The 24,496-nt window shown below is 40.3% G+C and carries 23 protein-coding genes and 1 tRNA gene; 12 read left to right on the plus strand and 12 right to left on the minus strand.

Features of this window, described 5'->3' with window-relative positions; all coding sequences use genetic code 11:
- Window positions 1-194: 194 nt before the first annotated feature.
- The 4 genes from ACSZOX_RS05430 to ACSZOX_RS05445 all read left to right on the plus strand — a co-directional run bounded on the left by ACSZOX_RS05430 (window position 195) and on the right by ACSZOX_RS05445 (window position 5,512).
- Window positions 195-1,172, plus strand: a complete 978-nt coding sequence (locus ACSZOX_RS05430; protein ID WP_437918796.1) for a hypothetical protein — start codon at window positions 195-197, stop codon at window positions 1,170-1,172.
- Between the two features lie 43 nt (window positions 1,173-1,215).
- Entirely contained in the window at window positions 1,216-3,240 is a 2,025-nt protein-coding gene (locus tag ACSZOX_RS05435) for a tetratricopeptide repeat-containing sensor histidine kinase (protein ID WP_437918797.1), read from the plus strand.
- 46 nt (window positions 3,241-3,286) lie between these two features.
- Entirely contained in the window at window positions 3,287-3,907 is a 621-nt protein-coding gene (locus ACSZOX_RS05440; RefSeq protein WP_437918798.1) for a response regulator, read from the plus strand.
- A 315-nt stretch (window positions 3,908-4,222) separates the two neighbouring features.
- Entirely contained in the window at window positions 4,223-5,512 is a 1,290-nt protein-coding gene (locus ACSZOX_RS05445) for a hypothetical protein (protein WP_437918799.1), read from the plus strand.
- A gap of 334 nt (window positions 5,513-5,846) precedes the next feature.
- Here the strand turns inward: ACSZOX_RS05445 and ACSZOX_RS05450 are convergent, their stop codons facing one another.
- The 3 genes from ACSZOX_RS05450 to ACSZOX_RS05460 all read right to left on the minus strand — a co-directional run bounded on the left by ACSZOX_RS05450 (window position 5,847) and on the right by ACSZOX_RS05460 (window position 7,641).
- Window positions 5,847-6,230 carry a VOC family protein gene (locus tag ACSZOX_RS05450; RefSeq protein ID WP_437918800.1) on the minus strand — a complete coding sequence of 128 codons (384 nt, stop codon included), beginning with the start codon at window positions 6,228-6,230 and terminating at the stop codon, window positions 5,847-5,849.
- A gap of 348 nt (window positions 6,231-6,578) precedes the next feature.
- Window positions 6,579-6,666: transfer RNA gene (locus tag ACSZOX_RS05455), tRNA-Ser, on the minus strand.
- A gap of 90 nt (window positions 6,667-6,756) precedes the next feature.
- Window positions 6,757-7,641: a bestrophin family protein gene (locus tag ACSZOX_RS05460; RefSeq protein WP_437918801.1), complete on the minus strand. Its 885-nt coding sequence runs from the start codon at window positions 7,639-7,641 to the stop codon at window positions 6,757-6,759.
- A 58-nt stretch (window positions 7,642-7,699) separates the two neighbouring features.
- On the opposite strand from ACSZOX_RS05460, the gene ACSZOX_RS05465 reads away from it, so the two are divergent.
- Together ACSZOX_RS05465 and trxA are read left to right on the plus strand one after the other, a co-directional pair.
- Window positions 7,700-8,551, plus strand: coding sequence for a glycoside hydrolase family 25 protein (locus ACSZOX_RS05465; RefSeq protein ID WP_437918802.1), 852 nt, complete (start codon window positions 7,700-7,702; stop codon window positions 8,549-8,551).
- Between the two features lie 40 nt (window positions 8,552-8,591).
- Window positions 8,592-8,888 carry a thioredoxin gene (trxA, locus tag ACSZOX_RS05470; RefSeq protein ID WP_437918803.1) on the plus strand — a complete coding sequence of 99 codons (297 nt, stop codon included), beginning with the start codon at window positions 8,592-8,594 and terminating at the stop codon, window positions 8,886-8,888.
- Window positions 8,889-8,900: 12 nt separating this feature from the next.
- On the opposite strand, the gene ACSZOX_RS05475 is transcribed toward trxA, so the two are convergent.
- The gene (locus tag ACSZOX_RS05475; RefSeq protein ID WP_437918804.1) at window positions 8,901-10,229 is read right to left on the minus strand and encodes a hemolysin family protein; all 1,329 of its coding nucleotides are present in this window, start codon (window positions 10,227-10,229) and stop codon (window positions 8,901-8,903) included.
- Between the two features lie 211 nt (window positions 10,230-10,440).
- On the opposite strand from ACSZOX_RS05475, the gene ACSZOX_RS05480 reads away from it, so the two are divergent.
- Window positions 10,441-11,553 carry a phosphotransferase enzyme family protein gene (locus tag ACSZOX_RS05480; protein WP_437918805.1) on the plus strand — a complete coding sequence of 371 codons (1,113 nt, stop codon included), beginning with the start codon at window positions 10,441-10,443 and terminating at the stop codon, window positions 11,551-11,553.
- 10 nt (window positions 11,554-11,563) lie between these two features.
- Window positions 11,564-12,205 carry a carbohydrate-binding family 9-like protein gene (locus ACSZOX_RS05485; protein WP_437918806.1) on the plus strand — a complete coding sequence of 214 codons (642 nt, stop codon included), beginning with the start codon at window positions 11,564-11,566 and terminating at the stop codon, window positions 12,203-12,205.
- Between the two features lie 2 nt (window positions 12,206-12,207).
- Here the strand turns inward: ACSZOX_RS05485 and ACSZOX_RS05490 are convergent, their stop codons facing one another.
- A complete protein-coding gene (locus ACSZOX_RS05490) occupies window positions 12,208-13,095 on the minus strand; it encodes a 1-aminocyclopropane-1-carboxylate deaminase/D-cysteine desulfhydrase (protein WP_437918807.1) in 888 nt (295 codons plus the stop codon).
- Between the two features lie 51 nt (window positions 13,096-13,146).
- Here ACSZOX_RS05490 and ACSZOX_RS05495 point away from each other — a divergent pair, with 51 nt between their 5' ends.
- Window positions 13,147-14,184, plus strand: a complete 1,038-nt coding sequence (locus ACSZOX_RS05495; protein ID WP_437918808.1) for an RluA family pseudouridine synthase — start codon at window positions 13,147-13,149, stop codon at window positions 14,182-14,184.
- Window positions 14,185-14,200: 16 nt separating this feature from the next.
- On the plus strand, window positions 14,201-15,058 hold the full coding sequence (locus ACSZOX_RS05500; RefSeq protein ID WP_437918809.1) for an aminotransferase class IV: 858 nt from the start codon (window positions 14,201-14,203) through the stop codon (window positions 15,056-15,058).
- 79 nt (window positions 15,059-15,137) lie between these two features.
- Here the strand turns inward: ACSZOX_RS05500 and ACSZOX_RS05505 are convergent, their stop codons facing one another.
- The 5 genes from ACSZOX_RS05505 to ACSZOX_RS05525 all read right to left on the minus strand — a co-directional run bounded on the left by ACSZOX_RS05505 (window position 15,138) and on the right by ACSZOX_RS05525 (window position 20,545).
- Window positions 15,138-16,565, minus strand: a complete 1,428-nt coding sequence (locus ACSZOX_RS05505) for an amino acid permease (protein WP_437918810.1) — start codon at window positions 16,563-16,565, stop codon at window positions 15,138-15,140.
- 35 nt (window positions 16,566-16,600) lie between these two features.
- Window positions 16,601-17,917, minus strand: coding sequence for a DUF5103 domain-containing protein (locus ACSZOX_RS05510; protein WP_437918811.1), 1,317 nt, complete (start codon window positions 17,915-17,917; stop codon window positions 16,601-16,603).
- A gap of 124 nt (window positions 17,918-18,041) precedes the next feature.
- Window positions 18,042-18,194, minus strand: a complete 153-nt coding sequence (locus ACSZOX_RS05515) for a FeoB-associated Cys-rich membrane protein (protein ID WP_437918812.1) — start codon at window positions 18,192-18,194, stop codon at window positions 18,042-18,044.
- 7 nt (window positions 18,195-18,201) lie between these two features.
- Window positions 18,202-20,304 carry a ferrous iron transport protein B gene (gene feoB, locus ACSZOX_RS05520; protein ID WP_437918814.1) on the minus strand — a complete coding sequence of 701 codons (2,103 nt, stop codon included), beginning with the start codon at window positions 20,302-20,304 and terminating at the stop codon, window positions 18,202-18,204.
- Between the two features lies 1 nt (window position 20,305).
- The gene (locus ACSZOX_RS05525) at window positions 20,306-20,545 is read right to left on the minus strand and encodes a FeoA family protein (protein WP_437918815.1); all 240 of its coding nucleotides are present in this window, start codon (window positions 20,543-20,545) and stop codon (window positions 20,306-20,308) included.
- A 134-nt stretch (window positions 20,546-20,679) separates the two neighbouring features.
- Here ACSZOX_RS05525 and ACSZOX_RS05530 point away from each other — a divergent pair, with 134 nt between their 5' ends.
- On the plus strand, window positions 20,680-21,150 hold the full coding sequence (locus ACSZOX_RS05530; RefSeq protein ID WP_437918816.1) for a MarR family winged helix-turn-helix transcriptional regulator: 471 nt from the start codon (window positions 20,680-20,682) through the stop codon (window positions 21,148-21,150).
- 139 nt (window positions 21,151-21,289) lie between these two features.
- On the opposite strand, the gene ACSZOX_RS05535 is transcribed toward ACSZOX_RS05530, so the two are convergent.
- Window positions 21,290-21,889, minus strand: coding sequence for a phosphatase PAP2 family protein (locus ACSZOX_RS05535; protein WP_437918817.1), 600 nt, complete (start codon window positions 21,887-21,889; stop codon window positions 21,290-21,292).
- Window positions 21,890-22,062: 173 nt separating this feature from the next.
- Here ACSZOX_RS05535 and glmM point away from each other — a divergent pair, with 173 nt between their 5' ends.
- Window positions 22,063-23,445 (plus strand): phosphoglucosamine mutase, encoded by a 1,383-nt coding sequence (gene glmM, locus ACSZOX_RS05540; RefSeq protein WP_437918818.1) that lies wholly within the window; start codon window positions 22,063-22,065, stop codon window positions 23,443-23,445.
- A 74-nt stretch (window positions 23,446-23,519) separates the two neighbouring features.
- Here the strand turns inward: glmM and rlmF are convergent, their stop codons facing one another.
- A complete protein-coding gene (gene rlmF / locus ACSZOX_RS05545) occupies window positions 23,520-24,428 on the minus strand; it encodes a 23S rRNA (adenine(1618)-N(6))-methyltransferase RlmF (protein WP_437918819.1) in 909 nt (302 codons plus the stop codon).
- Window positions 24,429-24,496: the final 68 nt, after the last annotated feature.

Genomic DNA, 24,496 nt, shown 5'->3' on the forward strand with positions numbered 1-24,496 from the left:
TCTTCAAAAAGATTTTGAAATACCTACAAATAACAGAGCCCGCCTGTCGTCGGACTTGATTTGCTTGCGGGAAATGGGGGATTGGCTTTTACCACATTTTCCCAAGCTCATTTCTAAAAACCCTAGTTTTCGTGGATTGATAAGTTTCTCGTTCCCTATTAATTTTGATAGTTGAGTAATAAAACATAATCCATATGGAAAAAATCAGGACAACAATCGGGCTTTGCATTTTGTGTTTTCTATTTTTTGTGGCCTGTTCTAAAGATGATGGTAACGATGTGGGGGGAGTCAACGGAATGTACCCTGCTGACTTGAAAGGAACGATCTATTACAACTGGGCTAGCGAAGGTATACTGAAGATAAGTTTACCGGATGGGACAGGCAGTTCTTTTATACCGGATGACAGCAAGCTTAATAACATTGACGTTTCAAGGGATGGTAAATGGAAATTAACCGTGGTCAACGCGAGTACGATCGGGCAATATGATGTTCGATTTACGATCAGCGACATCAATAACGGCAATGTTGTTGAAGAGTTTATTTATAACAGTCCTGCAGGCAATTCTTATTGCAAAGGTTACCTATCACCCGATAATACGTTGATCGCAGTAACGTCCAATGATGAGGAAGATGGTATTACCATCTTAAAAAGAAATGGAGAATTTGTTACCCGAATTACAAATATCAACGGAGAGCCTATCGAGTTTAATGTAAGCGTATTGTGGTTGCCAAATAATCATTTTATCCTCACGCATGGAAAGTATATTATCCGCCTTGCACCGCCATATAATTCAGGGAGCTTAGTCAAAGAAATGAATTATCAGGATTGGGGCGAGCTGGCTGTAAATCAAGCAGGCACCCAGCTTGCGATGCAGATTGCAAACCACGTGCATACGATGAATATCGATGGCTCCAATTTGAAACAAGTGACAACCAGTAATTTCAACGAATCCGTTCCGCTATTCTCGCCAGATGGAAAATATCTACTTGTTGGAAGCCATTACCGTCAAACTGGAGTTTTTGGCTATTCGTGGTACTTGAAGATTATTCCCAACGACGGTGAGCAGTACAATGTAGATCCAAATGAACCCAATTCTCCCGGAGTGATTCCTGTTATCTGGAAAGGAAAAGATAAGATTGAGTCGGGTGGAGGTCAAATGGTATGGCGATAATTTTCGTATATTCCCGTGACTTATAGATAAATGATTACGTATTTTGAGAATATTCCATTTTATAGTTCTATATTTTTTAGTCCTATCAACCCATGCGTATGGGCAGACTGAAAGTCAGCTATCCCATTACAGCGACAGTCTGTATAAGGCTGCGAAGCAGATCGGAAATCGGGAAGATAAAGCTGTTGCCTTATTGGATTTAAGTTTCTTCTGGTCTGATCACGACAGCTCTAAAGCTTTTCATTATATCGCTGAAGCGGAAAATCTATTAAAAGAAAAAAGACAAGCAGTTTATTATCAGGGGTTAATAGCGTTTTATCGTGCTTCCGTTTATTTTGACAAGGAACCGAATAAGGCCAAAGACTTGTATATGGAAGCTGATCGCCTACTAGAAGATGTTAAAACTGATCAAATACCAAAGGCCTACCGTTACCGAGCGCGTCTTTGGGGCAGTTATGGCGCTCTTTTGCAACGTGAAGGCAAGGCCCATGAGTATGTGGAGATTTTACTGGACAAGGTTATTCCGCTGGCCCAGCAGGCGAAAGATAGTACGCTTCTCGGGAACAATTATCAAAACGTAGCGATAAACCTGATGAATCTCCAGGAATACGATAAAGCCAATCAATACTACGATAAAGCGTTGGATCTACTGCGCAATAAAAATAACGCATCGGAGGAGAAATTAACGCTGTATGTCAATGCAGCAAGAAACGCTTTGTATGATAAGGATTATCATCGGTCTAAAAGGATGTTAGATGCGGCTGCCTTTACAGCTACGGTTGTTCCCAATTCTGCTTACATGCCCAATTACCATACGGTAGCAGGCAGTTATCATGCTGCTATGAAAAATTTTGCAAAAGCGGAAGAACATTTTTCTGAAGGATTGGCTTTTGCAAAAAAAATAAACAATGATGCATCTATTGCCGCGCTGCTTTACGATCAGTTTAAAGCCTATCAACAGAATAAACGACAGCAAGAGGCGAAGAACAAACTATTGGAACTGCTTCCCTACATTGAAAAATCGGCCTCTTTTGCCAATAAACAAATGGTCTACCACGATCTTGCAACCACCGCTACTGAACTCAACCAATACAAAGAGGCGATCCATTGGTATGAAGCATACAAGGATGTATCTGACAGTTTATTTGCAGATCATAATAGGACGTATATATTGGAATTGGAGCAGAAATACCAAAATACAGAAAAGGAAAAGGAACTATTGCAGATTAAATCCCAACATCAGGAACAATCGATTGCCTTACAGAAATCCCGTACGTTGACGATGGTTGCTATTGCGGTATGCATCTTGCTGTTTTTGATTGGTTTTGGCTGGTATTATACGCAAAAAAACAAGAAAAAAATCTTAGCACAAAAAGAACTGTTGCTAAAGGAGGAATTGAAATCTCATCAGCAGGAAACAAAGTTAAATCTCTACAACGCGATGTTGCAAGGTGAGGAACGAGAACGGATTCGAGTAGCCAGAGATCTGCATGATGGATTGGGAGGGATGCTAGCGAATGTGAAAATGAAACTTTCGGCTGTAACAGACGCCTTGAAAGGGAATCGAGTAGATGCTTCTACGATTAGCAATCTACAGTCGATTATTCAACAGCATGACCGTTCTGTAAATGAACTCCGTCGTATTTCGCGCAATCTGATGCCAGATACACTCCTGTACCGTGGTCTTCGCGATGCGTTGCAAGATTTATGCAAGGGATTAACGCAGCCCGCCGTAATGATTGATTTCCATTCTGCTGCGTTAAAAGAGAATTATCCTCACCCCTTGATGATTGCGGTATACCGTATTGTGCAGGAGCTGTTGACCAATGCACTGAAACACAGCGAAGCTGCTCAAATATGGGTGCAGTGTGCTGAAGAGGGGGATGTGTTGTACCTATCGGTAGAAGACAATGGCAAAGGGTTTGTAGCAGGCATCCAAGGGGACGAAAATAGTGGAATGGGGCTGGAAAATATCCGTAACCGTGTGGCTTTACTTAATGGTTTTTTCGAAATAGACAGCAACCCTGGCAAGGGATCTTCTTTTCATATCCAGATACCAACCCGCTAAATCACGGAAAATAGTAAGCTCATGAACAATTAAAAACAAGACAGCTATGAATACGATGATTTCAGTAATGATCATAGACGATCATCCTCTGGTTTTAAACGGCTTTGAGTTTATCCTTCGGGATCATCCGCAGATAAAATTATTGGATTCGTTCGACAAGGCAACGGCGGCTCTGCAATTTCTTCAAAGCAACAGGGTAGATGTTGTGTTGGTGGACATCAATATGCCGGATATGAACGGGATCGATGCTACGGTGGCTATAAAAAAAATGTACCCAAACACGCAGGTGATAGCCATTAGCAATGTCAGCGAAGGTAGTATTGTACAGCGTATGCTCGATGCAGGTGCATCAGGGTATTTACTTAAAAATGTTTCTGCCAGCGAGCTGATCTGTGCCATTCAAGACGTCATGGAAGGTGCTAGTATCCTCAGTGCAGACGTGGAGTCGATTATGAAGGGATTTGACAGCACCGTTCCCAAAATTACGCAAAGAGAACAAGAAGTACTGCAATTCATGGCAAACGGAAAGACGACTCCACAGATTGCGGAGCTCATGTTTATCAGCCCACTTACCGTGGAAAGTCACCGAAGAAATTTATTGCAAAAATTCAACGTAAGCAATTCGGCATCCTTAATTCATAAAGCAACGGAAATGAAATTTATTTAAAATAGTCGTTTTTGTGGATTGCTATTGGATCGATTAGGTATATTTTGTGCCAAAATATAGCCGATAAAGGAGATTCTGTTCGTCGTTTTAGTATACTTTTTTATCACCTTGATAAGGGGATGTCAACAAAGTGAAAAAAATGACTTTCCATTTAGTAAATGAAGGAAGTCAACTAAAATCGATAAGAAAATATAATAGAAAAGATTTAATGAAATTTTTTCTTGAATACAAACATGTGTTTCGGCATCAGACTTGCTATTTCTTTTTTTGATAATTAAATTACCACTTTAGAAGAGTTTAAAACCAGACTACAGCATGATTGAGGTTTTAAAATATCTCAAAGAATGGATGAAAGCACCAAAGTATCAGCATAAAAGAATGAAAACTATAGATACGAAAGAAGAAATTTGGATAGAAGTAAATACGCTTTTTTATAAAGACATAGGTGGTATAGAAAAAGCAGATCTTAGAACACTAAAATATGCTTATGTGCAAGTTTTGGGAGGAGTTCCTTACTTGTTTGTTTTTGCCGATCATCAACACTATATCTCCACAGAATTACAAGGTTTTGAGAAGGTGTATCACGATCTATCTCATCGTTTTAGTTTTGATGACGACACTTTTTTAAGGGTTTGTAGAGAAAAAAAAGAGGATGAAAAAGTGAAAATTTGGACCAAGAAAATGGTTCAAAACTATCAAATACTCGACGAAGAGCGATTTGATGCAGATTTTGGTTATGAAGTTTATGCAGAACCCAAACGGATGCTCTCTTGGGATACGACACATGATGAGTTGGAAGCATCGGGTTTGGTAGAAAGCTACTTTACAGATTTTGGAGCTAGATATTTGCGATTTAAGTATCCTGTTCGTATCGAACAAATCGTGATTCAAGGATTTGAATTGTACGTAGAAAATACACTCTCAAATCGTCCTATACAAGAATATTTCATCAATCTATACGATGATACAAATACCGATAGAAGCTATCAACAACTACGAAAACTATGGCTTAACGAAGAGATAGATGTCGACGAATATGGGTATGAAAGAAATGACCAATGTTATCTGCGGTTTAATTTTGCAAAAGGCATAGAGGCATCTATTTGCTATACGTACGATGAATATAGTTACGATGATGGCAGTACATCGCTTCATTTTTACAATACACGCGCCTACGACCATTTCTTGGATAATGAAGCATACGAAGAGCAAATGGAAATTTCTGCGATTCTTCCTTTGCACAAAAAACTAGATATTAACATTAGTCACCTAGATAATGGCAATATCAAACATATTCCTGCAGAAGTAAAAGATTTATTAAAAGGAAAAAGTGGTATTTGGATAGATCGTCTGAATAACAAAATTGGATTTGTAGGAACGGATACGGCGCTGATCTTAGATGTTGAAGCGATTGATCATTTTACGTTTCAAAATATATTACCCGCAAAAGGTCCAGGATATGCCGACTTTATGGTGCATCTTAAAACAGGTAGTGATCTATATGTCTATACGGAAAATACGCATTACTTTGACCAATTTGAAAAGGAATTGCAACAGCTAACGCATAAAAAAGTTCGTATTCCTGAACCTTATTACAACTGCTAATGATACCATCGTTTACATGTGCATAGGAAGTACGGCAAAAGAAAGATTTGGCAAGTTTATCTGTCACCTAGGATAATATGGAAAAAAACTCGAATTAAACAACAAAAGACTGTCCCCAGATACTTTACCCCAAAGAGGCTTTACTTCTTTTTAAAGATCATTATTGTGGTGATTTTGAAGGATGACCGCTTCATTGTTAATCTGTCGGGGGCGAACCTAAGCCGGTTCTGTTGTTCGCATAATTTATAAAAAACTGTGCCTTTTTTCCTAAGATCTCTATTTTAGATCGATAGGGGCTTTTTTGTGTCATTCTTTTTTATATAAAATCCTGTCGTTAAATAGTCTGTCGCAGAGCAATTCTGTTTCCTTCGCTGTCTTCGATTTCGGCGACAGCAAAACCATGATCTGTATTGATTGTTTTGGGATACAATATTTGTGATCCTAAACGAGAGGCATTTTCCAATGCGCTGTCGATGTCTTCTGTATAAAAATACAGTATCGCCCCTTGGTGAGAGGGTTGGTACACATCGCCTTTGGCGAGTGCTCCTGTGATGCCGGGCTGATTGTCGTTGAGCGGAAAGAATGCCATATCATAACCATCCAATTCTTCCTGTTCGAAGGTGAAACCAAATACCGTTTGGTAAAAGGTAATAGCTCGTCGCATATCGTTGACGGGTATTTCAAAATAAACGACTGGATTTGTTTTTTGATTTGTCATATTTTAGAGTGCGATCTGATATATTCTTGATTCTTCTTCCCAAGGATGATAACCTTGATTGGATATAATATTCATATTTTCTTTCGTATGGCAGATGTAAAATCGTATAATCCATTCCCATGGCATCCTTTTCAGATCTACTCTTAAAAATACGTTTGGAAATCCGTGTAAAAAACAGAACCCGAATGTTATTGGGCTTTATTTTTTGCGGAGAGTGAGGGATTGGTTCAGCCGCATAGTTCTACACCTTATCCCTGAACCGTCCTTGGATCGAACCCCGGTCCGCGCTTCGGTTCAAATTTAGCCGTTCTATAAACAACAAAAGCAGCTAAAAAAGCTGCTTTTGTTTGGCGGAGAGTGAGGGATTCGAACCCCCGGACCTGTTACAGTCAACAGTTTTCAAGACTGCCGCATTCGACCACTCTGCCAACTCTCCGCGACAAAAGTAGAAATTCTGAGCTGTTCTGCAAAACTTATTTTTGTCCTATGCTTTTACCTGTTGAAAATGAGGTAGATTATTTTTTTATTAGGGTTCTAGCACTTCATGAACGTGCTTTTTTATATTGAAACTGATCTTGTCTATAGGTAAATCGTCTGCATCTACGCCGAATGGTTCTTCGATTGACTCTCCAATCAGCTCCAACGAGGCAAGCACGTAAAATATGAATGGCACCGCTGCGATTACAAAATAGCCCATGGAGAAAACATAGCCAATCGGAAGTGTGACGGAGTATGCGATTACGAATTTTTTAATAAATGCACTGTAGCTAAGGGGAATCGGGGTATTTTTGATACGTTCGCAGGCTCCACATATATTCGTCAAACTTTGTAATTCATCATTCAGAATTATAAACTGCTCGCCGGATATCTGCTGTGCTTTGTAAAGTGCATTTGTTTTCTTGAAAATTAATGAAGCAACTTGGTTTGGTCCATGCTTTTTTTCGTCTAGCTTTTTCAACTCGGGATGTTCCCTCTCATCGAGCATGAATTTGGTGTAATCACTGCGTAAAAAGTTGAACAGGGTCTCTGCATACATCGGTATGGCTTTGCGGTAGAAACTACGGCTTACTTTGTCTTCTTCATCGATAAAGCTGTTGAGTTTGTAGGCCAAGGTGCGGCTGACGTTTGTCAGTGTGCCCCATTGCTTTCGGGCTTCCCACCAGCGGTCGTAGGCCGTGTTCGTGCGGAATACCAACAGCAATGAGAGTACAAAACCCAATAGACTGTGTACCATTGTAATGTTCTTAATCCAGCTTTTTTCAGATAGCTTGAGGTATTCTAACTCCCAATAGGCTATTCCCCATGAATACAACGCCATAAGAATAAGAAAAGGGGTGAGCTTGCGGAAGGTGTCGCTGCGGTGGAAAAAGACCGTGGCTGTGAACCATTCCTTGGAGTTGTAGACGCGCATATGGAAGTTTTATGTTTTAAATTGCTAATAAAAAATAATTCGCTATTTTCACCGCAATATGGCAAAATCCAAGAGAACTGTCAAGAGAAAGCCGAAAACTGTGCCCGACGAAAATCGTAAGTTTCTCGTATGGAGTATTGTTATCCCTGCTGTTGTTGTGTTGTTGGGAGGAATTATTGTTTGGCGTACGGATCTTTCTTATTCCATTAAAAAGTGGGTATACGGCGAAGATCATGGGGAAACACATACAGCTAATGAACATGGCTTGCGTAACTTGGAGTTGATGGCGAGACATGATGACTATATCTACGGTATAGATATTTCGCAGTATCAGGGTAGAATCAACTGGATTGAGGTGAACACCATTCACGATGAGGTGCCGTTAGATTTTGTCTTTATCCGTGCGACGATGGGGGAACGTGGCGTGGATCGCCGTTTTGATGAAAATTGGGATGCTGCGCAGAGCCGTACGAAGTTGCGGGGGGCTTACCATTATTTCCGACCGAATGAAAATTCGAAAAAACAGGCCCGTAATTTTATTCGTACGGTGAAGTTAAAACCTGGGGATTTACCACCGGTATTGGATATCGAAGAACGTCCTCGTAGACAGCCTATGGATTCACTAAAGGTAGGGTTGAAGCGCTGGTTGGATGAAGTGGAAGGGCACTACGGGATCAAACCGATATTGTATTCTGGCGATAGCTATTTTACAGACTTTCTTGAAAAGGAATTTTCGGATTATGTGCTGTGGATAGCGAATTATAATTTTTGGGTCGATAAACCCAAAAAGCATTGGGATTTTTGGCAGTTTTCAGAACGGGGAGCCGTGAGTGGAATCGTAGGGAACGTTGATTTAAATATGTTTAAAGGTGATATAGAGGATTTGGAAGAGCTGGCGATTCCTTATTAATTGAGAAGAACTTTTACCTCAGAATAATGTTTAGTAGAATATGGCAACATTTAATGAAATCATAAAAAAACATCCACTGGTTTTGGTGGATTTTTCGGCGACTTGGTGTGGTCCTTGTCAAATGCTGGCTCCCATCCTTCAGGACTTAAAGACCCATTTTGGGGAGGAGATTTCCATCGTGAAAATTGATGTGGATAAGAACAATGCTTTGGCATCTAGCTATCGTGTACAAGGGGTGCCGACAATGATCTTATTCAAAGCAGGTGAACAGGTATGGCGGCAAAGTGGTGTGCTTCCCCTACAGGATCTTGTGGCTACTGTCACATCGTTCCGTTAGACCAAACCGGCATTAGTCTTCATTTTCCGTGATATTATTGGTCAACACGGGCAATTTGCTAATGAGTACTTTGTCAATGCGGTGTCCATCCATATCGATCACTTCCAGTTTGTAGTTTTTAAAGTGAATATATTCCCCTTCCTCAGGGACATGGTCTAGCGTGAGAAATACAAGTCCGCCTAGGGTAGTGATATTATTGATTTCCTCTTCCTCATCTTCGGAAAGGTAGATTTGAAAATAGCTGAGAAAGTCACTCAGCTGTATTCTTCCGTCAACAAGAAATGACCCGTCTTCGCGCTTTCGGATATGGGCGTCTGTACGCTGCATATCATCAGCATCCATTTCACCAAACAGCGTGCGCACAATATCCTTGATCGACACAATTCCTTGTGGGATACCGTATTCATCAATTACAACCGCCAGTTGGGCTTTTGCATTTTTGAAAACATTGAGTACGTTATAGGCGTAAGTGTTTTCATTGACAAAAGGGATAGGCTGTACCAATTCTTCTAAATGTATGGCCTCGTCGTCTATGTATTTCTTTAAAAAGGTTTTGACATGTATGACACCTTTGACTTGATCGAAGCCTCCGTCGACAACAGGAAATTCGGTGTGTTCAGATCCTCGGAGAATGGCCTTGTTCTCTTCGAAGGAGTTTTGGAGATCGATGCAGTCGATGTCGGAGCGGTGAACCATAAGGTTGATTGCGCGTTTATCGCCCAAAACCAGAAGCCTGTCCATGAAATCGTGTTCGAAGTTTTCAATGACGCCACTGTCTACGCCTTCGTCTACTAAGGCTTTGATTTCTTCTTCGGTAACGGTGTTTTTGGAGACTTTGATATTCAATAGTTGAACAATTGCGTCTGTGGATACACTTAAAAGCCAAACGAAAGGACGGACGATTTTGCTAAGAACTTGCATGGGGGCCGCAATAAACGAGGCATAGGTTTCGGGGATAGCCATTCCTATCCTTTTGGGCACAAGTTCGCCTATCACTAACGAAAGGTATGTTGTGATGAGGACAACGAGTATTACCGACAGTTGATCGCTATAAGGCGCTAAGAATGCAACTTGGCTAAAGACCTGGCTTAAATAGGTCGATATGGTTCCGCCACTAAAAAAACCGGTTAATATCCCAATTAACGTAATACCGATCTGCACCGTAGATAGAAATTGGTTTGGATTGTCTTTTAATTTTAATGCGATTTTAGCTGAATTGTTGTTTTTTTCAGCTGCGGCTTGTAATCTGGCCTTTCTACTGGATACAATGGATATTTCTGAAGCGGATAAAATACCGTTTAATAGGATTAAGGCTAAAATTATGATAATCTCGGTGAGCATAGAATGCGTTTTGAATCCTAAAATACGAATTCTTTTTTGGGAAGGGAACTATTCTGGAAAAAACCTGCGTTATTTTTTAAAATTAGCTCAACTTTCTCTTGTAGGGAAAAAGAACAATCGTTTGTGTGCGCGGAAAGCTTTTCTCTTTGATATTATTTCATGATATTGCCGCCTGAATCAGCAAATTACGTTTTATCTTTTTATTTTCTTTATGTTTAATACGCTTAGTAAAAGTATTTTAAATGCAGCCGATCACTTTGAAATAGAGGGAGATATCGAGCTTGTTGAACCTTTTGGTTCAGGGCATATAAATGACACTTTTAGGGTGACAACGGGTCAAAGAGAAGGGAAGAAGTATCTTTTGCAGCGCATTAATCATACGATATTCCCGAATGTGGACGGTTTGATGCACAATACGAGCTTGGTTATCGCTCATCTCAAAGCTAAACTTGCGTACCGAGGCTTGGAGTGGCTGGAAAGCCATACACTTACCTTGCTCTCTACGTTAGATGGAAAAGCCTATCATGTGGATGAAAATGGGGCTTATTGGCGGCTGTTTCTTTTGTTGGAGGGAACAAAGACCTATGATATTGTGGAAACAACGCAACAGGCTGCTGCCGCTGGTCAGGCTTTTGGTGAGTTTCAAAAATTATTGGCTGATTTGGACGCTCGCGGATTGGTCGAAGTCTTGCCTGATTTTCATAATATCGATTTCCGTATGAATAATCTGAGGAAAGCTATGGCGGCAGATGTGAAGCAAAGAAAGGTTGCTGTAGAATCGTTGTTGACGTATATTTTTGAAAGGGAAAGCCGGATGCGTCGAATACGGGTAGGTATAGAGAATGGGACTATTCCTTTGCGTATAACACATAATGATACAAAGTTTAATAACATATTACTTAATCAACAAGATCAGATTCAATGTGTGATTGATTTGGATACGGTGATGCCAGGGGTGGTCGCCTATGATTTTGGGGATGCGATCCGGACGATAATTAATAAGGCCGCAGAAGATGAGCAGGATTTGGCAAAAGTAAGGTTGAATCTTTCATTATATGAGGCTTTTGCGGTGGGCTATTTGAATCAGGCGAAGGAATTTTTGACGCAGCCGGAGCTTGATTCGTTGTTAGATGGTGTTTTTCTTCTCCCTTTTATGCAAGCTGTTCGATTTTTGACGGATTATTTAAACGGGGATACTTATTATAAAATAAATTATCCTACGCATAATTTGGTTCGAACGAAGGTGCAGCTTAAATTAGTAGACGAAATGGAACGACAACAGGGACTGTTGGAATCGTTGTTGCAAAAGAGCTTGGATAGTTAATATTAAATATATGAGTAAATTAAGTGTGCCTCAAATGGCAGTAGATCGAACGGTGGTTAACTATCATAGGTTGCAAATGCAGTTGGCGTCCTTGCCTTGGTACAGTCTGGCGCAAGTGAATTGGCCGAATGATTACCCTTATCGTCCCTTGGTCAACTTCCAGATAGCGCATGACAATCAGCATATATTTATCCACTTTAGTGTCGAAGAGAAATTTGTGAAGGCACAGCATGTACGTTCTAATGAGGCTGTTTATGAAGACAGTTGCGTGGAGTTTTTTATTTCTTTTGATGCTGGCGCTCATTATTACAACTTGGAATTTAATGTGCTTGGAACGGGATTAATAGCTTACGGGTCTACTATTCGTGCCGAGCGAACACGTTTGTCCGCAGAGCGAATCGAGGAGGTGGCTGTTGCGACGACTGTTACCTCTCAAGCTGGTGCTAAGAGCTGGGGGAGTATCTGGACAATTCCTATAGCAGTTTTCGAATATACTGCAATAGCTTCGCTGCAGGGACTATCGGTACATGGGAACTTCTATAAATGTGGAGACACCTTGCCTGAACCGCATTTTCTTTCCTGGGCAGCTATTGAATCCCCAAAGCCTAACTTTCATCTACCTGAATTTTTCGCCGAAATTGGGTTTGAATAGCCTTAAAATTTATGGAGCATCCCCAATAGTCCTGTAAGTCCACCGGTGTGAATGACAAGGATTTTGGAGCCTGCGGCAATTTGATTTTTTTCCAGTTGATCGTGAAGTGCAAAAAATAGCTTTCCGGTATAGATAGGTTCTATCAGTATGCCCGTAGCTTGTGTATACGATTGGATAAAGGTTATTAATTCTGCAGTGGTCTTTGCATAACCTCCAAAATGATAGTCATAATGGAATTTTATCTGATCTACTTGTTTAATACCTAGACTTTCCATTTCATCTCGAACGAATTGCCCTCCTTTTAAAACAGGAACCGCCTGTAGCTGGGTTGTTGGGCTGTATTGTTGAATTCCTTCCCAAATACCCGCTGCTGTTGTTCCTGTGCCACAGGCACAAAACATGTGATCGTAGCTTTGTTGGAGCTCGGCTACGAGTTCGCTGCAACCCCTTAAGGCAGTTGTTCCTGCTCCTCCTTCGTCAATGAAATAGGCTTCTGGAACTTGGCCAAAGTGTTTTTGAAATAGGGCTTGCTTGTCTCTATAGGCTTGTCTATCGGTGAACTGTAGCTGCATTCCAAATAGTTTACATAGTTGTAATACAGGGTTTTCTACTTCTTCACCTCGTACAAAAGCATGGGTTGTGAAACCAAATTTTGCGCCCGTACAGGCTGTGGCCAATAGGTGGTTTGAAAATGCTCCACCAAATGTGATCAACAATTTTTTGCCTTGTTTTTTAGCCTCTTCGAGCGTGTATTTGAGTTTGCGCCATTTGTTTCCTGATATGTAGGGATGTATAAGGTCATCACGTTTGACAAACACGCGTACTTGCTTTTCTTGGTAGAGAGGCAATATAATTTCTTCTTCCGGACTATAAAAATCAAATTTGAACATATTATGTTGTCAAAGTTAGTAGATTTTAAAGGATTTCAATACTTTTGCGTGATGGCTGAAGAAATAGATTTTCAAGAACAAGAAGAGAGAGAGCTTTTTGAGCATTTGCGCATAGAAGCACCTAAAGGACAGGCCTTGCTTAGGTTGGATAAGTTCTTGATGAACAGGGTGGAAAATACATCAAGAAACCGAATTCAAAATGCCATTGATGCGGAATCGGTTTTGGTAAATGGTAAAATAGTAAAGGCCAGTTATAAGATTAAACCTTTGGATGTGGTAACGATGGTGCTTCCTGATCCACCTCGTGATACCGAAGTATATCCTGAAAATATTCCGTTGCATATTCTTTACGAAGATGATGACGTATTATTGGTTAATAAGGAGGCAGGGATGGTTGTTCACCCGGGATACAATAACTATACAGGGACCTTGGTGAATGCGTTGACATACCATTTAAATCAACTACCAACACTTCCGGGAAATACAGGACGGCCGGGCTTGGTCCACCGTATTGATAAGGATACTTCGGGCTTATTGGTTATTGCTAAAAATGAATGGGCAATGACCTTCTTAGCGAAGCAGTTTTTTGATCATACGATTACGCGAAAGTATGTGGCGTTGGTATGGGGCGACTTAAAAAATGATGGCACGATTTCTGGATATATCGGTCGAAATATGAAAGATCGTCGTATTATGGATATATATGACGATGAGGAGAGAGGGAAGTGGTCGGTTACGCATTATAAAGTTTTGGAAAGAATGGGGTATGTGACGTTGATTGAATGTGAGCTGGAAACAGGTCGCACACATCAGATCCGAGCACATATGAAGTCGATAGGACACCCGTTGTTTTCGGACGAGTCGTACGGAGGTGATAAGATTTTGAAGGGCACGGTATTTAATAAGTATAAGCAGTTTGTGCAGAATTGCTTTGAGTTATTACCTAGACAAGCGCTACATGCAAAATCGCTAGGCTTTGTGCATCCGAAAACGAAACAAGCTGTAGCATTTGAAGTGCCTCTACCGCAGGATTTCCAGCTTGCTTTGGATAAATGGAGATCCTATTCTACTACCGACGAACTATCTTAATAGAAGATATACACTTATGTCATTACATTACTTTAATTTTGACGGGCAAATTTTCCCGGAGAATCAACATATAGCGAGTATCGAGAGTCGAGCGTTGCGCTACGGCGACGGTATCTTCGAAACCATGCTGTGGAAAGATGGCGATATACGTTTTTTGGACTTGCATATCGAACGCTTGCAGCGTGCTATGAATACCTTACAGATTGACGAAGCGATCAAATTTGATAGTTTCTTCATCCGCTCCAAAACAGAAGAGCTTATCCGGAAAAACAATATGATCGGCCAGCATGCTCGTGTGCGGCTTATTGTATACCGTGCTGGTGGAGGAATCTATTCACCGGAGACGAATAAACCTGTTTACACTATTCAAGTAGCTCGTATTGTTCCGTCTTCTCGCGATCGCAAAATGGGGCTTATTGTGGATCTCTATACCGAATTTAAAAAACCGTATAGCGGGCTATCGCATTTGAAATCGAATAATGCGCTTATCTACGTGATGGCGGGTATTTATAAAAAGAAATTCGATTACGACGAGGTCTTTCTGTTGAATCAGGAGGGCTACTTGTGTGAAGCACTCACATCGAATATTTTCGTGTATTACGATAAGATTTTATACACACCTGCACTGACTGAAGCCTGTGTAGCTGGTACGATGCGTAAGGTGGTGATGGATATGGCTGCCGATGAGAATATCCCGGTAGTAGAGGCTCAGATTAGTCCGGAAATTATGAAACAGGCTGATGAAATTTTTTGTACCAATGCAGTACAGGGGGTGCAATGGGTGATGGGGTATAAGCAAAAAAGATATTTTAATAAAATATCCAGAATTCTGCAGGAAAAATTACAAACTTGGTCATATACGGAGGAACAGTAATAACGAGGGCTGATCTCAACAAATTTGTAAGGGCTTACTTGCAGGCGAAAAAGCAACAAGTAAGCCCTTTTTATTTTTTCTATTGTCTGCTTTTATTTCTTTGTACTAGGCGGTAACTGATGTAAAGTAAGATGAGCCAAATTGGGATGAGCTCTACAGATATCTTTAAACCGGTGAACCACATCATAACCAATACACCTAAGAGGAAAAGTAGTGCGAAATAGTTGCTTATAGGGTATAAAATTGTTGGAAATTTCGCCGTCTCTTTTCGTTGATTAAGTTTGTTCTTGAAGAAGATATGTGTGAGCGAAATCATGATCCAGTTGATGACAAGAGAGGAAACGACAAGGCTCATAAGTACTTCTAAGGCCTTCTCGGGCATGATTTTATTAATTACAATACAAAGTGCAACGAGACCTGCGGAAACTAGTATAGCGTAAATAGGCGAATGGTTGTTGTTGAGTTTCGTGAGAAACTTTGGTGCGTTTCCTTGTTCAGCCAATCCAAAAAGCATTCGGGAGTTACTGTATACACAACTGTTGTAGACCGAAAGTGCTGCTGTTAACACAATTAGATTCAGTATGTTCGCAATGATATTCGTGAAATAGTAGGTGGAACCGAACAACTCGAATTGCATGCCTTTGAGACTAGCAAAGACTTCCACGAAAGGACTGGTTTCGGAGGTAATATGCCGCCAGGGCATGAGCGAAAATAGAATAAGGAGAGATCCGATGTAGAAAATCAAAATACGCCAAAGCACTTGATTGGTGGCTTTTGGTATATTCTTTTCGGGATTTTCGGCTTCTGCAGCAGTGATACCGACCAACTCTAGCCCTCCGAATGAAAACATAATCATCACCAATGCCGCTAATAAACCTTGATAGGAGCCCTCTGCTGATGTGCTTAACCAACCTTTGGGAAAAAATCCTCCATCATTGGTAAGGTTGTTAACTGATGCCTGCTCACCTCCATTGCCGCTGATCAACAGGTAAGTTCCGAATAGGATCATTGCTATTATGGCTACGACTTTAATGATGGAAAACCAGAATTCCGTTTCACCATAAACTTTGACAGAGGCAAGGTTTAGTGCATTGATTACCACAAAAAAGAAAAGACTGGAAACCCATAGTGGAATTTCAGGCCACCAAAACTGAACGTAATGACCTATGGCAGTCAGTTCGGCCATACTTACTAAGAGGTAAAGTACCCAATAGTTCCAGCCAGAAGCATAGCCTGCAAAAGACCCCCAATATTTGTTGGCGAAGTAACTAAAACTTCCTGAAACAGGTTCTTGAACGACCATTTCGCCCAATTGACGCATAATGAAAAAGGCAATCATACCGGCGATGGCATAACCTAAGATAACGGAAGGTCCTGCTAAAACAGCAGCTTGGCCAATCCCCAGAAACAATCCCGTACCTATAGCTCCTCCTAAGGCAATGAGTTGTATATGTCTGTTACTTAGTCCTCTTTTAAGTTTGTTTTTTTCTGAAGAATTTGTTTCCAAGATGATAGGGTATAGTGTTAATGTTATACGTTCTTTTATTTTCTGTTGTGTATGCTTCTTTCTCCAAAGCCTACTAATTCATCCCAATACGTACCTATTTTGCGATTATAGATCAGTATTTGATAATCGTTGCCAGTCTGAAAGTGGCTGCCCGAAAACGTACTGCTGTGTACTTTTCCAGTCTCATCTTCCCACACATAGGTATAATCATAAAGTCCTTGTTTCAGACGCAACGAAACTTCCCATAGGTTAGTTTTATCGTCGTATTGAAGCTTGTTTTCTTCTTGGCGTAGGTAACTGTTGAACCCTCCAACCAGATAGATGTTTCCTTTTATTTTTTGTTCGGTCTGTAAAGAAAAGAGAACCGTTGCATAATCGCCGTCTGTATCTTGATCATCAATATCTCGATTTCGAAGATAAAAACGACCATTCTCATCAAAAGTAGCGGCATAGGTGTCCTGACTATTGTCTTCGTCACTATAGAGTCTGACATGTACCGTCGTATCAATCTGTATATTCTTTATACGTTCGGAAGCAATTCGGAAACTTCGAAGATCAACAAAACGGAATTCATTGTTCCCCTCGAAATCGAACGTCTCACTATGTGTATAGCGGAACTCGTTATTCCCTGAAAAATTGGGTTGTTGTAGGGTCATCAAATTATCTGGACGTTGATTTTGCATCACCACAATGCTTAAATCGCGTTGGGGATTGGGAATGGTTAATCCTGTTTTTAAGGTGATGTTTAATTTTTGGTTGCTTAGTCGTTTGGATACGTTGAGCGAGGGGACAATGTCGGCGGTAATGTTGACGAGATTATTAAGTACATAAAAGCGTCTGCTGAGTATGAGTCTTTGTTTGTCGGCATCTTCGTACACTTTTAGAATGTAATTTCCGGCTAATTTTGGTTTGAGATTGGCCGATGGAAATTTTAGTGAATAACGTGTGTAAGCTTGAAAGGTACCTTTGGAGGCGCTGTAATCTTCAATACGGTCTTCATTGAAGCCCTGAACGTAGTCGAGGATATTGACGCGGCTAGGCGTCCAGTCTTTGTCACAATGTTCTATGCCAAAGTAATAGTTGCGGACATCTCCTCGAAGATCGTCAAATGTAAGTTGGAGCTGGTCGCTACTGCCTAGGTTATAGACGGGAAGCTGATTTTCTTTACCAATAGGATAGTACTGAACACTACGGATAACAGGTAGATAGGCAATGTTGTCGTATACCAAGGTTTGTCTTGGTGACTGCTCAAAGCTTACTTTTTCTCTTTTCTTTTTTTGAGCGTTTGTAGGGAAAATAGTAATTGCCATGAACAACAAAGTCAATAATCGGGTCGCTATTATCTTGTTCATCTTGTAAAAATAACAAAAGGCTTATATTATCCATGCTTCAATGGATTTTTTTTATTTGTTTCCTTTATTGAAGCACTCTTAGTTGTCAAGAGTAAAGGTCAAATAACAAAAAAAGTAGCCTAGGCTACTTTTTTTGTTCTGTTTCTGTCATCGCACATCCGCAACCTTTACCACATCCTGCATTTTTACCTTTCGATGGAGCAAAACGCTTGACGATGTAAGCTAAAGCAACGATAAAGACAAGTGCTACGATAATGTATTGGATGATTAAACTCATATATGTTTTATTTTAATGCCTGATAAACAATAAAGGCAACAACGTATGCAAGGCCCGTCATCATAAACGTTTGTATCAATGTCCATTTCCAGGAGCCTGTTTCTCTTTTCATTGTGGCAATTGTACTCATACACTGCATGGCAAATGCATAAAATAATAATAGCGATAATCCTGAAGCAAAATTGTATGCCGGTTGTCCTGTATTTCGGTTGATTTCCGATTTCATTCGACTTAATAGTGTTTCTTTTTGTGCATCGTCCTCAATATCGACCTCATCTCCTAAACTGTATACGGTAGCCATGGTACCTACAAAAACTTCTCTTGCGGCAAAGGAAGAAATTAGTCCAATACCCATTTTCCAATCGTAACCTAATGGCGCTACAATTGGCTCTATGCCCATTCCGATATAGCCTAGGAAAGAATGTTCCAGTTTGAACGAACCGACTTCTTCTGCGAATTCTTCTTCGGATAGGTTGGGGTTTGCTGCTGTTACATATCGTTCGGCATCGCTGAACTGATCATTAGGACCGAAGCTTCCTAGTACCCATAGAATCACAGCCATGGCTAAGATGATCTTACCTGCACCAAACAAAAATCCAGATGTTTTATCCCAAACATTGGTGATCACATTCTTCCAGTCTGGCGTTTTGTATGACGGTAGTTCAAATATTAAGAACGATTTATGGGATGTTTTTATGATTTTATTTAAAACCCATGCCGATAACAAGGCTGCTACGACACCAAGGATATAGAGCAGGTTCAATACCAGACCTTGTAAACCAAAACCATAGAATTTTTCATCTGGAATAACCAAAGCAATAAGTACGACATAGATGGGAAGGCGTGCGGCACAGGTCATAAATGGAGTGACCAGCATGGTGATCAGTCGTTCTTTTGTGTTTTCTATATTCCGGGCAGCCATAATAGCTGGAATGGCACAGCCTACACCTGACATCAAAGGGATGACGGATTTTCCGTTTAATCCATAAGGTCGTAACCATCTGTCCATCAGGAATACTACCCGGCTCATATAACCGGTTTCTTCCATTAAAGATACGAGTAAAAAGAGGATGGCGATTTGGGGTACGAAAATGACGATACCGCCGATACCTGCAAGTATGCCTTGGGTTATTAAATCGGAAACTGGCCCCTCAGGGAGTGTGCTAGACATAAAATCTACCAGTGCGGAGAAGTTTTCGTCTATCCAATCCATGATCGGTGCCGACAAGGTGAAAACCAATTGGAAAATAGCAAATAGTATAGCAAAGAAAATTACATATCCCAAAATAGGGTGAAGCAAAATCTTATCTATATTATTTGTTGTATTCACATGGCGGTTTTCGGAGAGGAAAACAATCTGTTTTAATTCCTTCTCGATTTGTGCACTTCTTTCAACGGATTCCCATTTTTGAAGTGTGTGCCCTTTTATTTCATGTTGTTGGCGAATATCGTTCAGTTTCTGACGTTCTTTGTCCGAAAGAAAAGATACATGGCTTTGGGTTAAATAATGCCAGGTTTGGTATTCTGTAAGCAGGGGAAATTCCTTTTTAGCATCATCTAATGCGGCGTGGTAGGTTTCGTCTAATTTAAATTTGCCTATATAGTGCGCAGGACGTTCGTCAAAAGCTTGGATAAGCTGTTGAACGCCTTTTCCGCTACGCGCATCTGTTGTGTATACTTTAGTGTTTAAAAAAGCCTCTAGTTTGCCATAGTCGATCTCCAATCCTTTGCTTTTTAGTTCGTCGACCATATTGACAACGAAAATAGCCGGTACGCCAAGCTCCCGTGCCTGTTGATACAGTACGATAGAGCGTTTTATATTGTTAGGCTCTGCTACGACGACAACAAGATCGGGATACGATTTGTTATCTTTATTTGCTAAGGTATTATATACGATTTCCTCATCTAGTGAGGTTGGGAATAAAGTATAAGTTCCCGGAAGATCGATAATAGTATATGTTTTTCCATTGGCTTTTACGGTACCTTCACGTTTTTCAACAGTGATACCGGGATAGTTGCCCACATGCTGATGCAGTTTGGTAATTCGGTTGAATAAAGATGTCTTCCCTACATTTGGATTACCCAAAAGGGCGATTATTGGATTACTCATGTTATTTTTTCTCGACTAGAATATGGATGGCTTCAGATTTACGGATGGCTATGATGGCATTTGACTGATGAAGATGTAAACCAATTGGACCGTTGAAGGGAGCTTTATGTTTTACTTCGATGGTACAACCAGGTAATAATCCCATTTCATAGAATTTTGCAGGTAATTCTACCTCATTTAATTCGCTAATTTGCGCTATTTCACCCACTTTCAAGACGTCGAGACTAAAACTTTTTTGCATTCTTTGTGATAAATAATAATAAAATTTATATTCGTGTTGAAAATTATTTCGCAGTGTGCGTCCAAAGATAACCAATTTAGATTTATTCTAGGTGCTTTAAGTTGTCACACTTTTGTTTTTAATATAAACTGACCATGAAAATTGAAGAAGAGCTTAAAGTGAAAAAATTCACGAATGATTGGCAACGGGCTACGGTAAATGTTTTGTTTACAGCGAGTTGGTTAGGTCTTGTTTTAGAAAAAAGAGCTGCCAAAAAGAAGATTACGTTGCAACAGTTTAACGCTTTGCGTATTCTACGGGGACAACTACCAGAACCGACAACAAATAATTTGTTACGGTCTCGTATGATTAGCAATACGCCTGATATTTCACGTCTTGTCGATCGAATCGTGGCCAAGGGATTGGCTTCGCGTGCAAAAAATAGGGATGATAAACGTGCTGTTGATCTTTTTATTACCCAAAAAGGGTTGGATCTTCTTGAAGAAATGGAGGACGATATGTTGCTGATGGACGTACTTCCATCAAATATCAATGAGAAAGAGGCGGCTAAATTGAGTAGCCTGCTTGACAAGTTCCGCGGTGAAATAGCGGAAAACGAAAAATAGACTGTATATAGCCTTGATGATCAGTTTGCTGCTTATCAAGGCTATATATAGCGAAATATACCTATCTTATTTTGTCTTTGAAATAAGCGGATTCCAGAAAGCTAAGAGAGCTGATAAATGAACCAGTACATTGCGGAGATTATGTCGCAGCTACTTCAGGTACTGGGTTTTCACGGAGGAAGTTTGGAAAAAAGCGCTTGAAGAGATAACCTACACCTAAGCCGATTGCAACGCCCAACAATGCCCCGCAGATGACATCTACAGGATAATGCACGCCAACGTAAATTTGGGAGAAGCTAATTAGAGATGCCCAAGTGATAGAGAGCCATAAGGCGTGTTTCCAACGACGACGAAATAGTGCTATCCAAAAGAAGGCCATAGCAAAATGATTCGTGGCATGGGAGGACGTAAAACTAAATCCTGAACCACATCTTACGCGTATATTGACTTCATTTTTGAATACAAGATCATTGCATGGACGTACACGTTTCACATTTTTCTTGATGAGATGTGAGGATACAGCATCTGATATACCGAAGTTAGCTAAGGTAAAAGCGACAATCAAAATCCCCATTTTACCATAATGTTTGATAAAGAAAATAATCAAAAAAAGGTATAGTGGGGACCAAGTATAGGGATTGCGAAGGATAGGGAGAAGCCAATCGAAAAATGGATTGCTCAAACCTTGGTTAATGGCCAAAAATATTTCTTGGTCAAAATGAATGAGTTGGTTCAACATAAACACCGTAGATCTTTAAATACCTCCCAAAAGTAGTTAATAAATATAAATATTATCGTGTTTTAACAAAATGAAACACAGTTGCGTCAAAAGTAGCCTTTTCGCTGCAAAATTGAAAGTTTTGTATGAAAATTTGATCGGATACCCTATTTTTACGCTTCAAACAATTGGATATGACACTTATTAAATCGATATCAGGTATTCGTGGAACAATTGGAGGAAAGGCTGGCGACGGACTTACTCCCATAGATATAGTGAAGTTTACAGCGGCTTTTGGAAAGATACTCCTTAAAGATGCTGCTTCTACTAAAATAGTGGTAGGAAGGGATGCACGGATTTCAGGAGAGATGGTTAGCAATTTAGTCATTGGAACGTTGCAGAGTATTGGAGCTGATGTGATTAATCTTGGTTTGTCTACGACACCTACTGTCGAGCTCGCGGTGCCTATGGAAGGTGCGGCTGGTGGAATTATTCTGACGGCTTCGCATAATCCAGGACAATGGAACGCCTTAAAGTTGCTGAATAGCCAAGGGGAGTTTATCAGCGATCTGGAGGGGAAAGAGGTATTGGCTTTGGGCGAAAGTTTGGCCTTTGATTTTGCTGAAGTCGGTAAATTAGGAAAAGAATATAAAGATAATAGCTACCTGCAGAAGCATATTGATGCTGTTTTGGCGCTGCCATTGGTGGATAAGGAAGCTATTCGGAAGGCTAACTTCAAGATTGCTGTGGATGCTGTAAATAGTTCGGGAGGGATTTTTATTCCTGCACTGTTGGAGCAACTTGGAGTGAAGACAATTTATCCGATTCACTGTGAGGCTAATGGCGAATTTCCGCATAATCCGGAACCTCTTAAAGAACATTTAACGGATCTATCTGCTGCCGTAGTTTCCAATGCAGCCGATTTAGGAATTGCAGTGGATCCAGATGTGGACCGTTTGGTTTTTATGATGGAAGATGGCGACTTGTTTGGTGAAGAATATACACTGGTCGCGGTAGCCGACTATATTTTGGCTAATACCAAAGGGAATACCGTTTCTAACTTGTCTTCTACTCGTGCATTACGTGATGTAACTATAGCGCATGGAGGGACTTATTATGCCGCGGCAGTAGGAGAGGTTAATGTCGTGACCAAAATGAAAGAGGTCAATGCAGTGATTGGTGGCGAGGGAAATGGAGGTGTTATTTATCCGGATTCTCATTATGGACGAGATGCGCTCGTTGGCGTAGCGCTTTTCTTAAGTCATTTGGCAAAATTGGGTAAAAAAGTGTCTACTTACAGAGCTGAACTTCCCCAATATTTTATGTCTAAAAATAAGATTACGCTTACTCCAACTTTAGATATTGATGATTTACTGGTCAAAATGCAAGAGAAGTATAAAGATGAAAAATGTACGACCATTGACGGCCTGAAAATAGATTTTGAAAAGGAATGGGTTCACTTGCGAAAATCTAATACGGAGCCTATTATCCGAATCTATTCTGAAGGGCCTACTCCTGAAGCGGCGGAAGCAATTGCGAAGCGTATGATGAATGAGATCGAGGAAATTATAAAGTAATAATAAAGACAATGTAATAAAAAAGGGTAATTGTAGTTAATTACCCTTTTTTATTAGAAACCTGATCCTATTTTTTAAGCCCATTTCCAAGCGAGGATCCGTATAGTTTTGTTGCCTTGCGACATCGGAATAATTTCTACTTTTTCTGCTTTATGGTACTCTAGTATAGAAATCAGTGGTTTTAAATTCTCTTTATCAGATACCAACGTTGTTACCCATCCGAGTTGATTCTTATAGTCCATGCTTTCATAGATCATTGTACGAATAAATTGACGTTCACCTCCTTCACACCACAATTCGTTGGGATGCCCGCCAAAATTCTGAACAGGCACTTGTTCTTTATTCCGGTGTAGGTTATTGAATTTTTTTGTTGTTTTTTGCCAATTATCTTCTCTGGATTTAAAAAAAGGAGGATTACACAATACAGCATCGAAGCGTTCACCGGGTAATATGATATCTTTGAATATGTGTGCTTTATCGGGCTGCAATCGGAGCGTAACATTTCTTTTGAGAGAGGCGTTTGATTTTAGCGTGTTTTGTGCGTGTTGCAAGGTAGCTTCTTCAATGTCTGTAGCGACAAAGCTCCATTGGTAAATGCGTTGCCCTAAAATTGGATAAATGCAGGAAGAACCCGTTCCAATATCCAGGATCCGAACTTTATCTCCCTTCGGAATATTTCCCTCTTGATCAGTAGCGAGGAGATCTGCCAAGTAATGTACGTAATCTGTTCTCCCTGGAATCGGAGGACATAGACTATTTTTTACTATAGACCAGTTATTGATTTGATAATGGTGTGCTAGTAAGCTTCTGTTCAGCTCTAATACAGCCAAAGGATTAGCAAAGTCAATGGATTCTGTTCCTGCAGGTGTGATTAGAAGATATTGTTTTAGCGTAGGGTTTGCAGCTGACAATTTTTTTAAATCATAGCCCGAAGCATGTATATTACGAGGGTGAAAGTTTTTCTTTTGCGTGTTTTTCGACATTTACTCTTTGATTTTGTAGACAAAGGTACCAATTATTATTGTTGTCTTTCTTGAAACTTAGTTATATT

The organism is Sphingobacterium sp. LRF_L2 (genome assembly GCF_965644235.1).
GTDB lineage: Bacteria > Bacteroidota > Bacteroidia > Sphingobacteriales > Sphingobacteriaceae > Sphingobacterium.

Excerpts from the sequence above, each read along its gene's own strand:
- ACSZOX_RS05450 (WP_437918800.1), bottom strand. The coding sequence starts at position 6,230 with ATGACAAATCAAAAAACAAATCCAGTCGTTTATTTTGAAATACCCGTC.
- ACSZOX_RS05515 (WP_437918812.1), bottom strand. The coding sequence starts at position 18,194 with ATGAGTTTAATCATCCAATACATTATCGTAGCACTTGTCTTTATCGTT.
- feoB (WP_437918814.1), bottom strand. The coding sequence starts at position 20,304 with ATGAGTAATCCAATAATCGCCCTTTTGGGTAATCCAAATGTAGGGAAG.
- ACSZOX_RS05500 (WP_437918809.1), top strand. The coding sequence starts at position 14,201 with ATGTCATTACATTACTTTAATTTTGACGGGCAAATTTTCCCGGAGAAT.
- rlmF (WP_437918819.1), bottom strand. The coding sequence starts at position 24,428 with ATGTCGAAAAACACGCAAAAGAAAAACTTTCACCCTCGTAATATACAT.
- ACSZOX_RS05485 (WP_437918806.1), top strand. The coding sequence starts at position 11,564 with ATGAGTAAATTAAGTGTGCCTCAAATGGCAGTAGATCGAACGGTGGTT.
- ACSZOX_RS05510 (WP_437918811.1), bottom strand. The coding sequence starts at position 17,917 with ATGAACAAGATAATAGCGACCCGATTATTGACTTTGTTGTTCATGGCA.
- trxA (WP_437918803.1), top strand. The coding sequence starts at position 8,592 with ATGGCAACATTTAATGAAATCATAAAAAAACATCCACTGGTTTTGGTG.
- ACSZOX_RS05495 (WP_437918808.1), top strand. The coding sequence starts at position 13,147 with ATGGCTGAAGAAATAGATTTTCAAGAACAAGAAGAGAGAGAGCTTTTT.
- glmM (WP_437918818.1), top strand. The coding sequence starts at position 22,063 with ATGACACTTATTAAATCGATATCAGGTATTCGTGGAACAATTGGAGGA.
- ACSZOX_RS05525 (WP_437918815.1), bottom strand. The coding sequence starts at position 20,545 with ATGCAAAAAAGTTTTAGTCTCGACGTCTTGAAAGTGGGTGAAATAGCG.
- ACSZOX_RS05465 (WP_437918802.1), top strand. The coding sequence starts at position 7,700 with ATGGCAAAATCCAAGAGAACTGTCAAGAGAAAGCCGAAAACTGTGCCC.
- ACSZOX_RS05475 (WP_437918804.1), bottom strand. The coding sequence starts at position 10,229 with ATGCTCACCGAGATTATCATAATTTTAGCCTTAATCCTATTAAACGGT.
- ACSZOX_RS05530 (WP_437918816.1), top strand. The coding sequence starts at position 20,680 with ATGAAAATTGAAGAAGAGCTTAAAGTGAAAAAATTCACGAATGATTGG.
- ACSZOX_RS05430 (WP_437918796.1), top strand. The coding sequence starts at position 195 with ATGGAAAAAATCAGGACAACAATCGGGCTTTGCATTTTGTGTTTTCTA.
- ACSZOX_RS05490 (WP_437918807.1), bottom strand. The coding sequence starts at position 13,095 with ATGTTCAAATTTGATTTTTATAGTCCGGAAGAAGAAATTATATTGCCT.
- ACSZOX_RS05480 (WP_437918805.1), top strand. The coding sequence starts at position 10,441 with ATGTTTAATACGCTTAGTAAAAGTATTTTAAATGCAGCCGATCACTTT.
- ACSZOX_RS05440 (WP_437918798.1), top strand. The coding sequence starts at position 3,287 with ATGAATACGATGATTTCAGTAATGATCATAGACGATCATCCTCTGGTT.
- ACSZOX_RS05445 (WP_437918799.1), top strand. The coding sequence starts at position 4,223 with ATGATTGAGGTTTTAAAATATCTCAAAGAATGGATGAAAGCACCAAAG.
- ACSZOX_RS05535 (WP_437918817.1), bottom strand. The coding sequence starts at position 21,889 with ATGTTGAACCAACTCATTCATTTTGACCAAGAAATATTTTTGGCCATT.
- ACSZOX_RS05460 (WP_437918801.1), bottom strand. The coding sequence starts at position 7,641 with ATGCGCGTCTACAACTCCAAGGAATGGTTCACAGCCACGGTCTTTTTC.